This is a genomic window from Pseudarthrobacter sp. CC4 (assembly GCF_048957775.1).
Lineage (GTDB): Bacteria > Actinomycetota > Actinomycetes > Actinomycetales > Micrococcaceae > Arthrobacter.
On the sequence record NZ_JARCCZ010000043.1, the window covers coordinates 1 to 13,730 of the forward strand.

General features: G+C 66.2%; 12 protein-coding genes and 1 riboswitch. Of the genes, 2 read left to right on the forward strand and 10 right to left on the reverse strand.

The window, feature by feature from the left end:
- The 4 genes from PV768_RS20735 to PV768_RS20750 all read right to left on the reverse strand — a co-directional run.
- A partial coding sequence (locus tag PV768_RS20735) for a serine dehydratase beta chain (RefSeq protein WP_421094074.1) occupies window positions 1–309 on the reverse strand: 309 nt, incomplete at its 3' end.
- A 172-nt stretch (window positions 310–481) separates the two neighbouring features.
- Entirely contained in the window at window positions 482–1,642 is a 1,161-nt protein-coding gene (gcvT, locus tag PV768_RS20740) for a glycine cleavage system aminomethyltransferase GcvT (protein WP_421094075.1), read from the reverse strand.
- An 11-nt stretch (window positions 1,643–1,653) separates the two neighbouring features.
- Complete coding sequence (gene gcvP / locus PV768_RS20745) at window positions 1,654–4,563, reverse strand: aminomethyl-transferring glycine dehydrogenase (protein WP_421094076.1); 2,910 nt, start codon at window positions 4,561–4,563, stop codon at window positions 1,654–1,656.
- A gap of 178 nt (window positions 4,564–4,741) precedes the next feature.
- Window positions 4,742–4,840: riboswitch (glycine riboswitch) on the reverse strand.
- A 92-nt stretch (window positions 4,841–4,932) separates the two neighbouring features.
- Window positions 4,933–5,472 carry a helix-turn-helix domain-containing protein gene (locus tag PV768_RS20750; protein WP_321215388.1) on the reverse strand — a complete coding sequence of 180 codons (540 nt, stop codon included), beginning with the start codon at window positions 5,470–5,472 and terminating at the stop codon, window positions 4,933–4,935.
- Window positions 5,473–5,544: 72 nt separating this feature from the next.
- Here PV768_RS20750 and PV768_RS20755 point away from each other — a divergent pair, with 72 nt between their 5' ends.
- Entirely contained in the window at window positions 5,545–7,122 is a 1,578-nt protein-coding gene (locus PV768_RS20755; protein ID WP_421094086.1) for an MFS transporter, read from the forward strand.
- Between the two features lie 102 nt (window positions 7,123–7,224).
- Here the strand turns inward: PV768_RS20755 and PV768_RS20760 are convergent, their stop codons facing one another.
- A complete protein-coding gene (locus tag PV768_RS20760) occupies window positions 7,225–7,704 on the reverse strand; it encodes a Dps family protein (protein WP_157239065.1) in 480 nt (159 codons plus the stop codon).
- A gap of 221 nt (window positions 7,705–7,925) precedes the next feature.
- On the opposite strand from PV768_RS20760, the gene PV768_RS20765 reads away from it, so the two are divergent.
- Complete coding sequence (locus PV768_RS20765; protein ID WP_421094077.1) at window positions 7,926–9,482, forward strand: APC family permease; 1,557 nt, start codon at window positions 7,926–7,928, stop codon at window positions 9,480–9,482.
- 98 nt (window positions 9,483–9,580) lie between these two features.
- Here the strand turns inward: PV768_RS20765 and PV768_RS20770 are convergent, their stop codons facing one another.
- The 5 genes from PV768_RS20770 to araA form a co-directional block, all read right to left on the reverse strand.
- A complete protein-coding gene (locus PV768_RS20770) occupies window positions 9,581–10,129 on the reverse strand; it encodes an AMIN-like domain-containing (lipo)protein (RefSeq protein WP_157239068.1) in 549 nt (182 codons plus the stop codon).
- Between the two features lie 298 nt (window positions 10,130–10,427).
- On the reverse strand, window positions 10,428–10,730 hold the full coding sequence (locus PV768_RS20775) for a DUF4193 domain-containing protein (protein ID WP_018762118.1): 303 nt from the start codon (window positions 10,728–10,730) through the stop codon (window positions 10,428–10,430).
- A gap of 91 nt (window positions 10,731–10,821) precedes the next feature.
- On the reverse strand, window positions 10,822–11,025 hold the full coding sequence (locus tag PV768_RS20780) for a hypothetical protein (RefSeq protein ID WP_157239070.1): 204 nt from the start codon (window positions 11,023–11,025) through the stop codon (window positions 10,822–10,824).
- Window positions 11,026–11,119: 94 nt separating this feature from the next.
- Entirely contained in the window at window positions 11,120–12,133 is a 1,014-nt protein-coding gene (locus PV768_RS20785; protein ID WP_421094078.1) for a LacI family DNA-binding transcriptional regulator, read from the reverse strand.
- Window positions 12,134–12,181: 48 nt separating this feature from the next.
- Window positions 12,182–13,702, reverse strand: a complete 1,521-nt coding sequence (gene araA, locus PV768_RS20790) for an L-arabinose isomerase (protein WP_421094079.1) — start codon at window positions 13,700–13,702, stop codon at window positions 12,182–12,184.
- Between the last annotated feature and the right edge of the window lie 28 nt (window positions 13,703–13,730).

Genomic DNA, 13,730 nt, shown 5'->3' on the forward strand with positions numbered 1-13,730 from the left:
CACCGCACCGGCCAGCTGCAGCAACCCCGTCTCCGCGATCGCCGCCAGCCGCTCCTCCACCTCCTCCGGCAAAATCAGCTCCGGATGGAACCCCTCCAAACCCAGCAAAATGGCCGTCATCGTCCCGTGCCCGTGGCCCGTCGCCGCCAACGACCCATACAAATCCACCCGCAACGACGCCACCCCCGCCAGCACCCCCGAAGCCTTCAGCTCCTCAGCAAAAACAGCAGCAGCCCGCATCGGCCCCACAGTATGAGAACTCGAGGGCCCGATCCCAATAGAGAAAAGATCGAAGACGCCAACGGCCATGTGCAGGTTCCTAACTGGATGGAGAAGGGATGCGGATAACGTGCCCCTGTGGGACCGGTATCCGGAAGCGTGCGTCTAAGGGAGCGTCACGTCCGCCCAGCGGGCGTCTTCGCGACCGAGCACGCGGAGGATGCCGGTCCCACCGGGCCAAAGGTGACCACGGGGAGGCGCCTTACCTGGCGCGTTTATAGAACGGCAGGTCGACGACTTCGAACGGCTCTGCCTTACCTCGCAGGTCGATATCCAGGGTGGTGCCAACAGCGGTGAACTCAACGTCCACGTAGGCCATGGCAATGGGGTACCCCAGGGTGGGTGAGGGCTGGCCGGAGCTGACTTCGCCTACCACTTTGCCGTCCTTGAGGACCGGATAGTGGGCCCGGCCTGCACGGCGGCCGAGTCCCTTGAGCCCGACGAGCCTTCGGCCTGTGGTGGAGCCGGCGCCGGCGTCCTTCTTCGCGGCAAGCGCCGCCTTCCCCACGAAGTCGCCTTCCTTGGACAGTGCGACGACGGGTCCCAGGCCTGCGGCGAAGGGATCGCCCTGCAGGGAGAGCTCATTCCCGTAGAGCGGCATGCCTGCCTCAAGCCGGAGTGAGTCGCGTGAGGCCAGCCCGGCGGGGGTCAGCTCCCCGTCCTCGGCAATGGCGATGAGTGCCTGCCACAGGCCGGTGGCGTCGTCGTTGGACACGAAGATCTCAAACCCGTCCTCGCCGGTGTAGCCGGTGCGGGCGAGCAGCAAATCCAGTCCGGCGCCGCCCACCAGGAACGGAACCTCGACGGCGGCATAGTACTTCAGTTCCGTCACCTGGCTGTGCCGGGCTGCGGGGACCAGCCGGAGCAGCAGTTCCTGCGCCGCGGGGCCTTGGACGGCGATCAGTGACGTCACGGCGGAGGCGTCATTCACCTCCACATCGAACCTGGCAGCCCGCTTGGAAAGCTCAGCAGCCACCACTGCGGCGTTGCCGGCGTTGGGGACCACCAGGAAGCGGTCGGTACTGCCTTCTGCGCTGCCGGCGGTTGCGGGACGGCGGTACGTGATGAGGTCGTCGATGATGCCGCCGTCCTCATTGCAGATCAGAGAGTACTTGGCCTTGCCCACCGGCATGGCGGAGATCTTTCCCACCAGCGCGTAGTCCAGGAAGGCGGCCGCGTCCCGCCCGGTCACCCAGACTTCGCCCATGTGCGAGAGGTCGAACAGGCCGGCGCTATTCCGGACGGCGTGGTGTTCGGCGAGCTCGGAGCTGTACTTGAGCGGCATCTGCCAGCCGCCGAAGTCGGTGAAGGATGCCCCCAGCTTCTTGTGCTCGTCGTACAGGGCAGTGTGCTTCTCAGCCATGGAGCGTGTCCTTAGTTTTCGAACTCGGAAAGCGGCGGGCAGGAGCAGATCAGGTTCCGGTCCCCCGCTGCGCCGTCGATGCGGCCCACCGGCGGGAAGTACTTGTCCTGCTTAAGCGATTTCACCGGGAACACGGCCTGCTCGCGGGGGTAGGCGCGGTCCCAGTCGCTGCTGATGGCCGCGGCGGCCGTGTGCGGAGCGTTCCGGAGCGGGCTCTCTGCAACAGTGAAGTCACCGTCCGCCACCTGGTCGATTTCGGCGCGGATCGCGATCATGGCCTCGATGAAGCGGTCGATTTCCCCGAGGTCCTCGGACTCCGTGGGCTCCACCATGAGCGTCCCCGCGACGGGGAAGGCCAGGGTGGGGGCGTGGAAGCCGTAGTCGATGAGCCGCTTGGCCACGTCCTCGGCCGTGACCCCGGTCCGTGCCGTGAGCTCGCGCAGGTCAAGGATGCACTCGTGTGCCACAAGCCCGCCTTCGCCGGTGTAGAGGACCGGGAAGAAATCGTTCAGGCGGGCTGCGACGTAGTTCGCTGCCAGCAGCGCGGACTTGGTGGCCTCGGTGAGTCCGTGGCCGCCCATCAGCTTCACGTACGCCCAGGAAATGGGGAGCACGCCCGCGGAGCCGTACTTTGACGCCGAGATCGGCACGTCGTTGCCTTCGGTCCAGGTGGCGGCGTTGCCGGGCATGAACGGTGCCAGGTGGGCCTTGGCAGCAACCGGGCCGACGCCGGGTCCGCCGCCGCCGTGCGGGATGCAGAAGGTCTTGTGCAGGTTCAGGTGCGAAACGTCGCCGCCGAACTTGCCCGGCTGCGCCAGCCCGACAAGCGCGTTGAGGTTGGCGCCGTCGATGTATACCTGGCCGCCGGCTGCGTGGACGGCGTCGCAGACTTCACGGACGTCGGCGTCGTACACCCCGTGAGTGGACGGGTACGTGATCATGATGCAGGACAGGGCATCCTTGTTGGCTTCGATCTTGGCGTACAGGTCAGTGTGGTCAATGGTTCCGTCCGGTGCCGTGGCCACCACAACCACCTTCATGCCGGCCAGGACTGCGGACGCGGCGTTGGTGCCGTGCGCCGATGCCGGGATCAGGCAGACGTTGCGCTGCTGGTCCCCGCGGGAGTGGTGGTAGCCGCGGATCGCCAGCAGGCCGGCGAGCTCGCCCTGGGAGCCGGCGTTGGGCTGGATGGACACCTGGTCGTACCCGGTGATCTCGGTCAGCTGCGCCTCGAGGTCGGCAATCAGTTCGCGCCAGCCCTCCGTCTGGGAGTCCGGGGCGAAGGGGTGGATGGAGGCGAACTCCGGCCAGGAGATGGCTTCCATCTCGGCCGTGGCGTTCAGCTTCATGGTGCAGGAGCCCAGCGGGATCATGGTGCGGTCCAGCGCAAGGTCACGGTCCGAAAGCTTCCTGATGTAGCGCAGCAGTTGGGTCTCGGAACGGTGCGTGTTGAACACCGGGTGCTGCAGGTACCCGGAGGAACGCACGACGGCGGCGTCCAGCGCGAATTCTCCCTCGCCGTCCGCGGCGGCCGGGACGCCGAAGGCCTTCAGCACCCCGGCGGCAATTTCTGATGTTGTCGTTTCATCGGCGGAGAAGCCCACCGTGTCCGCGTCGATGAGGCGCAGGTTGATGCCCGTGGCTTCGGCGGCAGCGACGATCCCGGCAGCGTTGCCCGGCACGGAGACGGTGACGGTGTCGAAGAAACTGGTGTGCAGCACGTCCAAACCGGCGGCCTTGAGGGACGCGGCCAGCATCTTCGCGTGGGAGTGTGCTGACTGGGCGATCGCCTTCAGGCCCTCCGGGCCGTGGTACACGGCGTACATCGAAGCCACGATGGCCAGCAACGCCTGGGCGGTACAGATGTTGGACGTGGCCTTCTCGCGGCGGATGTGCTGCTCGCGGGTCTGGAGTGCCAGGCGGTAGGCGGGAACGCCGGCGTTGTCCTTCGAGACACCGACGAGGCGGCCCGGCATGGAGCGTTCGAGGCCCTTCTGCACAGCCATGTAGGCCGCGTGCGGGCCGCCGTAGAACAGCGGGACGCCGAAGCGCTGGGCGGAGCCCACTGCGATGTCCGCGCCCTGCTCGCCGGGAGGCGTGATGAGGGTGAGGGCCAGGAGGTCGGCGGCCACGGTCACCAGCGCCCCGCGGCTCTTGGCGTCGGCAATCACTGCGGCGTGGTCAAAGACGCGGCCGGAAGCGCCCGGCTGCTGGAGCACCACACCATTGATGGCGCCGTCGGGAAGTCCGTTGGAAAGGTCGGCCACTTCCACCTCGAAGCCCAGTGCCTCTGCCCGTCCCCTCACGATGGCAATGGTCTGCGGCAGGCAGTCGGCATCCAGCACAGTCTTGCCGTCCCGGGCATCTGCATTCTTGTTGGCCCGACGCATCATCAGCACGGCCTCGGCCACGGCGGTGGCTTCGTCCAGCAGGGAGGCGTTGGCGATGGGCAGGCCCACCAGGTCCTGCACCATGGTCTGGAAGTTCAGCAGCGCCTCGAGCCGGCCCTGGGAAATCTCCGGCTGGTAAGGGGTGTAGGCGGTGTACCACGCCGGGCCCTCGAGGATGTTGCGGCGGATCACCGGCGGCGTGACGGTGTCGTAGTAGCCCTGGCCGATCATCTGCACGGCGGTCTTGTTCTTGGCGGCCAGCCGGCGGAGCTCAGTGAGGGCCTCCACCTCGCTCAACGCACCTGCCAGTTCCAGCGCAGAGTCCTGCCGGATGTCCTTGGGGACGGCGGTATCAACCAGCGCGTCCACGGTGTCGTAGCCCACGGCCTGGAGCATGGTTTCGACGTCGGCCTTGCGCCTTGCGCCGATGTGCCGGTCAACAAAGGTGGCGGCAGAAGCGGGTTCGGCAGTTGCCGGGGTGGCAGTGGCCGGAACGGCGGAGGCCGGAGATACAGTCACGAGGAACTCCATAACTAAGGCGGCGCAGGATACGCCACATCGATTCGGGTCCTCCCCGCTCTGTATCTGTACCTGAGAGTTTCCGCGTTGCCTGAACACGCGGGCACCGCTTGCACCGTCGGTGAGCACGTCAGTCAAGGGATCCGGGGAGCGGACCTCAAGCGGACGGCGTGCTGCTTTCCAGAGGTGCCTCGCCGCGGCGGTACATGGGCCTGTGAGATTCCTGGGGAGGTATTGCTCCTACGGCGCCTGCTTGTACCTTCTGGCAGAACTCTCCCGCCGCAGATCAAAGGCTATTCATTTGGGTTGTCTTTGGCGCACGGGTAACGGCCCGCACACAGCACAATTCTCCTATGCCGCGGGCCCGGGGGCAAATGTCAGCTAGCCCCGTAGCCGTTCCACGGCTGACAGGAGTTCCGCCACGTCCGCCCGCCTGCTCCCCGCCTTCCCGGACGGCCCGCTTTCCCACATGGCGTTGAAGTACAGCCCGTCCCCCATGTACAGCACTGCCTTTGCCATGGGCGTGCCCACGTCCTGCCCGATAAGCTCCAGCCATTGCTGCTGGATGGCGGCGAAGCGGCGGCGGGCTTCCTCGTGGGCCACCTCCGCCAGCCGCGTCACGGCCACAAAGGAGCGGTCCATCGGAGTATCGGACCACAGCGAGGACTTGATGAAGTATGCCGCCGCCCCCTCCGGTGCGGAGGCCATGGCGGCGAGGTCCTCCCCTGCCAGGCGGTCCAGCCGTTCAAGGGTGGCGGCGATCAGCGCTTCCTTGTTGGGGAAGTGGTACAGGAGGCCCCCCTTGGAGACGCCCGCGCGCTTGGCCACCGCGTCCAGGGTGGCAGCCCGCTCCCCCACGTCGATCAGGAGTTCTTCGAAGGCATCCAGGACGGCATCTCGCGCAACGGGTTTTCTGGCCATGGTTCCCATCATGCATGGTCACGAAGCTGTTTCTTAACTATACCGTCCAGACGGTATAGTTAAAGCATGATCATGCCCGCCGCCTCCCAACAGAGCACCATCCGCCCGGCCCCAACCGCATTGCCCGCGCCAGGCCTGCCCGGGGGCAGCTGGCGCGACTGGCTGGCGCTGGGCCTGCTGATGTTCCCGGTCCTGCTGGTAGCCGTGGACAACACAGCCCTGACCTTCGCCCTGCCTGCCATTGCCGCCGCCCTCCGCACCTCGGGAGTAGAACTGCTGTGGATTGTGGACGCCTACCCGCTGGTGCTGGCCGGGCTGCTGGTTGCCATGGGAAGCCTGGGCGACAGGATCGGCCGGCGCCGCCTGCTGGTCATCGGCAGCATCGGCTTTACCGCAGTCTCGGCAGCAACCGCTTTTGCCCCCAGCGCCGGATGGCTCATCGCAGGCAGGGCTTTCCTTGGCTTCTTCGGCGCCATGCTGATGCCCGCCACACTGTCCCTGATCCGCAACATCTTCCCGGACCCCAACCGGCGGAGGTTGGCCATCGCCATCTGGGCCGCCGGATTCTCGGGCGGCGCCGCACTGGGGCCCATCCTTGGCGGGTGGCTGGTGGAACAGTTCTGGTGGGGAGCCGTACTCCTGGTGGCAGTGCCCATCATGCTGCCGCTCCTGGCCCTGGGCCCGGCCTTCATCCCGGAGTCCAGGGACCCGTCACCGGGGAAGGTGGACGTGCCCAGCATCCTGCTCTCCCTATTCACCATGGTTCCCATGGTTTACGGGATCAAGGACCTGGCCACCGAAGGCCCGGGTGCCACAGCCCTCGGAACCATGGCGCTCGGCCTGGCAATGGGCGCGGCCTTCGTACGCAGGCAGCAGCGGCTGCACAGTCCGCTGCTGGACCTGTCCCTGTTCCGGAACAGGGTGTTCAGCATGGCCATCACTGCCAATATCCTGGCCCTGTTTTCATTCAACGGCTTTATCCTCTTCCTCGCCCAGCACCTCCAGCTCATTGAAGGCATGTCCCCCTCGGCTGCCGGAATGGCCATGGTCCCGGCACTGGTGGCCACCATGGTGTCGGGCCTTGCCGTGGTGCCGGCGGTGAGGAAAGTACGGCCGGGCTTCGTGGTGGCGGCAGGACTCGCCATGAGCGCCGCCGGCTACAGCATGGTGGCTTTCGGAAGCACCGGGGGCGGGCCCGCGCTGCTCCTCGGCGCGCTGTTGGTCCTTGCATTGGGCGTGGGGACGGCGGAGACCATCTCCAACGATCTCATCCTGGGAAGCGTGCCGCCGGAAAAGTCCGGGGCGGCGGCAGCGATTTCCGAGACGGGGTACGAAATTGGCGCCGTTTTGGGAACCGCCGTGCTGGGTTCCATCCTCACGGCTTCCTACCAGCACAACCTGCGGCTTCCGGCCGGCCTGGCAGAAACCGCCCCCGCCCAAAGCACCGCGCACGCCCGAGAGACCCTCGCTGGAGCCATGGAACTGGCGGCCGGCCTGCCGGGCCCCATGGCCAGCACCCTCCGGCAGGCCGCCGGCTCGGCCTTCGAGTCAGGGGTGCACGTCACCGCAGCGATTGGGCTGGTACTGATGGCGACGGCGGCAGTCCTCGCCGCCGTCGTACTCCGGAAGGTGCCCAAGGCAGCCAGCTGAAGGCCGCAAGGCGCGCCCCCGCCGGTGACAGCAAAGCGCCCGCAGCCGGAGCGTGTGGCTCCGGCCGCGGGCGCCAGGCAGGCCGCTTCGCCGCGGGTGCTGCTACTTGGAGTCCGGCGCCGTAACGCTCGCGGTGGGCTTCATGGTTTCAGCATTGACCATCCAGGCGAACTGCTCCAGCTTGGCGATGAACTCGTGCAGCAGGTCCGCGGTGGTGGGATCCTCTTCATCCACCTCATCGTGAACCTTGCGCATGGTGCCAACGGCAGCCTCAAGGGCAGCCACGATCCGCTCGATCGCATCCTTGGTGCTGATCAGGCCGTCAGGGAACTGGGCCAGGCTAGTGGACCCGGCCACGGTGGAGCTGCGGCCGTCAGGCAGGGCGTGGAGGGCCCGCATCCGCTCGGCGGTGTCGTCGGCGAACTGGCGGGCAGCGTCAACGATCTCATCCAGCTGCAGGTGGAGGTCGCGGAAGTTGGTTCCCACAATGTTCCAGTGCGCCTGCTTGCCCTGGATATGCAGTTCAATCAGGTCGGCGAGCACGGCCTGCAGGTTGTTGGTCAGTGTCGGTGAAGCTTTCATGCATCCTCCTCAATTGGTCCAGTAAGCCCGACGCTACCAGCACCAGCGGGCACGGCCGAGGGCTCGCGGGGAATTTCTCAGTGAGCTTACTAAATCGCTCACAACCGAAACAAAAGAACGCCGTTCATTATTTTCCTTGCTTCCTGAGGCGCTCCCCTCCATACTAAATGAACGCCATTCATATAGTGACCGTCGTCTCAACTTCTCCAGAAAGTGGTGCCATGACCGAGACCATCCGCACCAGCACATCCGCCTACGGCTCCGGGAGGCCTTCACCGGCAGCCGCCGGCACGAGCCCCAAAGGACTGAAGGGCGGGCAGCTGGGACTCCTCGCCGTCGTCGTCCTGGGCATTTCCACCATCGCCCCCGCCTATACCTTGACCAGCGCCCTTGGCCCCACGGTTAACGAAGCCGGGCTCCAGCTGCCCGTCATCTTCCTGATCGGTTTCATCCCCATGATCCTGGTCTCCCTTGCCTATCGGGAACTCAACGCCGATTCCCCGGACAGCGGCACCACCTTCACCTGGGTCACCAAGGCCTTCGGCCCGTGGGTTGGCTGGATGGGCGGGTGGGGCCTGCTGGCGGCCAACATTATTGTGCTCTCCAACCTCGCGGGAGTCGCCGTCGACTTCTTTTACCTTTTCCTTTCCCAGCTGACGGGCTCGCCGGAGCTCGCCGACCTGGCGGCAAACAAGGCCCTGAACGTGCTGACCTGCTTTGTGTTTGTGGCCCTGGCCGTCTGGGTCAGCTACCGCGGCCTGCACACCACCAAGCTGGTCCAGTACAGCCTGGTGGGATTCCAGCTGCTTGTCCTGGGTCTCTTTGTAGGCATGGCCTTCGCCAACTGGTCCGCCTCTGACACTGCCATCCCGTTCAGCTGGGAGTGGTTCGACGTCACCAGGATCGAGACCTTCGGGCAGATCGCCGCAGGCATCTCACTGTCCATCTTTGTCTACTGGGGCTGGGACGTCTGCCTGACCGTCAATGAGGAAACCTCCAACGGCAAGAGGACGGCAGGACTGGCCGGAACCCTGACCGCCGTGATCGTCCTGGCGATCTACCTGACGGTGAGCATCGCCACCATGATGTTCGCCGGCGTAGGTGATACCGGCAACGGCCTGAACAACACCGAGATCCACGAAAACATCTTCACGGCACTGGCCTCTCCCATCATGGGTCCGTTCGCCATCCTTATGTCCATGGCAGTGCTGTCCAGCTCCGCCGCGTCCCTGCAGTCCACGTTCATGTCGCCGTCCCGCAGCCTGCTGGCCATGGGGTACTACGGCGCGCTTCCGGAGCCGTTCAGCCGGGTCAGCAGGAAGTTTGCGACGCCGGGCTTCGCCACGGTTGCCGCCGGCATCATGTCCGCGGGCTTCTACGCCGTGATGCACGTGGTCAGCGAGAATGTCCTCAATGACACCATCCTGGCGCTCGGGCTGATGATCTGCTTCTACTACGGCCTCACTGCCCTGGCCTGCGCCTGGTACTTCCGCCACAGCCTGTTCAACAGCATGCGCCATTTCCTCCTCCGCCTGGTATGCCCGGTGCTGGGCGGCGTGGGCCTGTTCGTAGTGTTCCTGCAGACCGCCGTGGACAGCTGGGCGCCGGAGTTCGGCAGCGGCTCGGAGGTGTTCGGGGTGGGCCTGGTCTTTGTCCTGGGCGTCGGCATCCTGGCGTCCGGTGCCGTCGTCATGCTCATCATGGCCAGGGTCCGCCCCGGCTTCTTCCGCGGCGAGACCCTTAAGCGGGATACCCCCGCACTGGTGGTCCCGGAGTAAGGCGCGGAGGCTTCCGGAGGCCGTCATCGCCGGCGAAGGAAGGTGCCGTTCCCCTGGAAACCGGGGGAACGGCACCTTCGGTGCTGGTTGGCTGACTGTCACCAGTAGTGCGCCACGTCAACCACCAGGCGCGACCCGGAGCCCGGCCCGTCCAGGGTGAAGACCCGGAACGGCAGGCGGGCCCGTACGCCCAGCCCGATGCTGGTGTAGCCCTCATAGCTGCCGGCAAAGACCACCTGGCGGAAGGTCTGGTAGCGGGCAACGTTTGAGAGCTCAGCCTGGTTCGGCGGGTTGTAGGTGGAGTTGTAGTCCTCGTCGTAGGCGGGCGAGTTCACCGTCACCTGCAGGCGCGCGTTCCCCCGGACGGGGATGGCAAAGCCGGACCCGTCCTGGACTATCTGTGGAACGTACCGCACGGTATAACCCGCAACGGCGCCGTTGAGGTCCACCACCATCCTGTCGAAGCAGTAGTGCTGCCCGGTCCGGACGTTGGTGACGGTGGCGGTGCTCATGCTTTGGTCGGCCTTGGCCAAAGACCCCCATACGAGCCCGCAGTAGGAGGTGGAAGCGGAGGCGGGCCCCGGAACCACGATTCCCAGCCCGGCCGCCAGGAGGATGGCAGCCAGCCAGGTGTAGAACTTTTTCATTTTGGAGCCACCCATGTGTGGAGCGAATGGATAGCTCAAGAGTAGGAGCGTTTACGGCGCGAAACGAGGTTTGTTGCCGCTTCGCCACGCAACCGTTAACCCGCGGCGCCCTTCATCACGCCCCTGTATAGCGAGAGCCGAAACAGGGCTTCCGCCGGCCCGTTTGGAACCCGTTCCGTGTTGTTTCGGCATTGTTCCGGCACCTTGCCGTTACCGGGATAACGACGGCGGCAGGAGACAAGAAGCGCCGGTCACCCGAGGGGGGGGGTGGCCGGTGCCGGGCAATCCGGAAGAAGGGTCAGCCTTCGCAGTCGCGGCAGTACTTCAGGCCGTCTTTTTCCCGGGCAACCTGCGAGCGGTGGCGGACCAGGAAGCACGACGAGCAGGTGAACTCATCGGACTGCTCGGGAACAACAATGACCGTCAGTTCCTCGTTGGAAAGATCCGCACCCGGCAGGTCAATGCCCTCGGCAGTGTCGTTCTCGTCGACATCGATAACCGCTGTCTGCGCGTTGCCGCTCCGCGACGCCTGGAGGGCCTCAAGAGAGTCGGCGGGCGACTCTTCTTCCTGCTTGCGTGGAGCATCGTAATCGGTAGCCATAGCGTGTTCACTTTCGTTGCTGCGCAGCGCCATTCAGGCACCTCAGTGCAGCAGTTTAGGGCATTATCGCCCTACTGGCGCAATAGTGTGGCTAAGCAGACATTCCGCCGCTTCCACCCGCTGTTCCTGCATGCTCGGACCGGGCCTGGTCGGCGCCCAGGGACACTCCACTCAAGGCCGGAAGCCAGCCCCACCGGCTGGCGTCGGCCATGGCGCCGGCGGCATTGGACTCGGATTCGTAGGTGAACGTATCCAGCAGCCAGTCGCGGAGCCGGATGAGCAGGGTGTCCGTCATGCAATGAAACCTACGCAGCGATTGTTGTGGCTACGTTTCGCGGCGGTCTCCCCCGGATTAAATCAGCTGCCGGCCCGGTCTCCGGGCGGACTTTTCAGGCGGGCGGCGCCGTGCTGCTGCGCAGGACGAGTTCCGGCTCCACCACGAGTGTCCGGGGTCCTTCCGTCCCGTCGAACGCCGTGAACATCATCTGCATGCACCGCCGACCCAGTTCCTCGAAGTCCTGCCGGACCACCGTCAGCGGCGGACTGAAGTAGCCGGCCTCGGGCTGGTCGTCGAAGCCCACCACGGACACGTCCTGCGGCACTTTGATGCCGGCCTCGGTCAGTGCGCGAAGGACTCCCAAGGCCATCTGGTCGTTGCCCACGAAGAGGGCAGTTGCCCGGCGGGTCGCCGCGATCCGCCGGCCGATTTCGTAGCCGCTGCCGGCGCTCCAGTCACCTTCGATGATCAGGTCCGTATCGAGTCCGGCAGAGGCAAGGGTGGACCGCCAGCCGTCGGCGCGCGCCACGGCATCGATCCAGTCCTGCGGCCCCGCGACGTGCCCGATCCGGACGTGCCCCTGCCCGATAAGGTGCCGCACGGCCAGTTCAGCCCCGCGGCGCTGGTCCACCCTGACGCCGCCAACCGTGTCGTTCCCATCGGGTCCCACGGCCACCACCGGCACTCCGATGGGAAGTTCCGCCAGCGCCGCCAGCGTCTCAAGGTGCGGAACGATTACCACGATGCCGTCCACCGACTGGTCCAGGAAGTGCCTGACGGCGTCCAGGATCGCGTCGCGGCTGAACTCCCGCAACGCGGCGACGCTGACGAAATATCCCGCGTCCCTTGCAGCGCGTTCCACGCCCAGCAATGTATTGGCAGGACCGTACTGGGAGAGCTCGCTGCCCAGGACCCCGATGGTCTGCGAGCGCCGGGTGACCAGGCTCCGGGCTGCGGTGTTGCGGCGGTAGCCAAGCCGGGCTATCACCGCTTCCACTCTTTCCCGCGTCCCCGCGCTCACGTTGGGGTGGTTGTTGACCACCCGTGACACGGTCTGGTGCGAGACCCCGGCCAGCTCCGCCACGTCCTCAAGCCTCGGCAGCCGGCGAGGCTTGCCGTGCGTCACGAGGTTCGTGTCCGGGGCGGGGGCCAGGACCTCAGCCGTGCCACGCGATCAGATCCCGCCGGCCAGCTTGTAGTAGGCGGCGTTCCAGTTGAGGTCCTTCTTGAACTGCCGGATGGAGGTGCCTTCGTCAATGGTCAGGAGTTCGGTTTTGGCGATGTCGGCGAAGTCCTCGAATACGTCAATGCCCACCTGGGTGGAGAGCACGGTGTGGTGGGCGGCGCCGGCGGTGAGCCAGGCCGCGGCGGAGGTGGCGAAGTCCGGCTTGGGCTCCCACAGGGCGCGGGCCACGGGCAGGTTGGGCAGCGGCTGCTCCAGGGGAACGACGTCGACGGCGTTTGCCACCAGGCGGAAACGGTCCCGCATGTCGGACAGGGCGACGACGACGCCCGGGGAGGCATCGGCGTCGAACACCAGGCGGACCGGGTCTTCCTTGCCGCCGATGCCCAGCGGGTGGATTTCCAGGCGCGGCTTCGATGCCGTGAGGGAGGGGCAGACCTCCAGCATGTGCGCGCCCAGGATCTTCTCGGATCCGGGTTCCAGGTGGTAGGTGTAGTCCTCCATGAGCGAGGCACCGCCGGGCAGGCCTGCGCCCATCACCTTCGCGGCGCGGACCAGGATGGCGGTCTTCCAGTCGCCTTCGGCGCCGAAGCCGTACCCGGCGGCCATGAGCCTCTGCACCGCGAGGCCGGGAAGTTGGCGCAGGGCGCCCAGGTCCTCGAAGGACGTGGTGAACGCGGCGGAGCCGTTGGCCTCCAGGAAGCTGCGCAGGCCGAGTTCGATCCGGGCCCCGTACCGCAGCGATTCATGCCTGGCCGCGCCTGCGCGGAGCTCCGGCACCACGTCGTAAAGGTCCTCATATTCCGCCACCAATGCGTCGACGTCGGCCTCCGCCGCGCCGTGCACGGCCTCGGCGAGCTCGTTGACGGACCACGTGTTCACGGCGACGCCGAAGCGCAGCTCCGCCTCGGTCTTGTCGCCTTCGGTGACGGCGACGTTGCGCATGTTGTCGCCGAAGCGGGTCAGCTTCAGGGTGCGGACGGCGGCCCATCCGGCGGCGGCCCGCTGCCAGGAACCCACCTGGCGTGCCACGTCAGGGTTGGAGACGTGCCCGACGACGGTCTTCCGGGCGATGCCCAGGCGGGACTGGATGTACCCGAACTCGCGGTCTCCATGCGCGGCCTGGTTCAGGTTCATGAAGTCGAAGTCGATGTCCGCCCACGGCAGGTCCCGGTTGGCCTGGGTGTGCAGGTGCAGCAGCGGTTTGCGCAGCAGGTCCAGGCCCTGGATCCACATCTTGGCCGGGCTGAACGTGTGCATCCAGGCGGTCACACCGATCACGGAATCATCCGAGTTCGCTTCCAGGGCCGTGCGCCGGATGGCATCCGAATCCGTGAGGACAGGCTTCCAGACGATCTTGACCGGGACGGCGGAATTGGCGTTGAGCTGGTTGGCGATCTCCTGCGACTGGGCGGCCACCTGCTTGAGGACTTCCTCCCCGTACAGGTGCTGGCTGCCGGTGAGGAACCAGACCTCGTAGCCGTCGAGGGAAGTGTTTGCTGCGGTGCTCATGGATTCTCCTGGGAAGTGATGTGGCGGC

Bases quoted from the DNA above. Each gene is read 5' to 3' on its own strand.
- PV768_RS20755 (WP_421094086.1), top strand. From the start codon at position 5,545: ATGCCCGCCGCCTCCCAACAGAGCACCATCCGCCCGGCCCCAACCGCA.
- PV768_RS20750 (WP_321215388.1), bottom strand. From the start codon at position 5,472: ATGGCCAGAAAACCCGTTGCGCGAGATGCCGTCCTGGATGCCTTCGAA.
- gcvT (WP_421094075.1), bottom strand. From the start codon at position 1,642: ATGGCTGAGAAGCACACTGCCCTGTACGACGAGCACAAGAAGCTGGGG.
- gcvP (WP_421094076.1), bottom strand. From the start codon at position 4,563: ATGGAGTTCCTCGTGACTGTATCTCCGGCCTCCGCCGTTCCGGCCACT.
- PV768_RS20765 (WP_421094077.1), top strand. From the start codon at position 7,926: ATGACCGAGACCATCCGCACCAGCACATCCGCCTACGGCTCCGGGAGG.
- PV768_RS20775 (WP_018762118.1), bottom strand. From the start codon at position 10,730: ATGGCTACCGATTACGATGCTCCACGCAAGCAGGAAGAAGAGTCGCCC.
- PV768_RS20780 (WP_157239070.1), bottom strand. From the start codon at position 11,025: ATGACGGACACCCTGCTCATCCGGCTCCGCGACTGGCTGCTGGATACG.
- PV768_RS20770 (WP_157239068.1), bottom strand. From the start codon at position 10,129: ATGAAAAAGTTCTACACCTGGCTGGCTGCCATCCTCCTGGCGGCCGGG.
- araA (WP_421094079.1), bottom strand. From the start codon at position 13,702: ATGAGCACCGCAGCAAACACTTCCCTCGACGGCTACGAGGTCTGGTTC.
- PV768_RS20760 (WP_157239065.1), bottom strand. From the start codon at position 7,704: ATGAAAGCTTCACCGACACTGACCAACAACCTGCAGGCCGTGCTCGCC.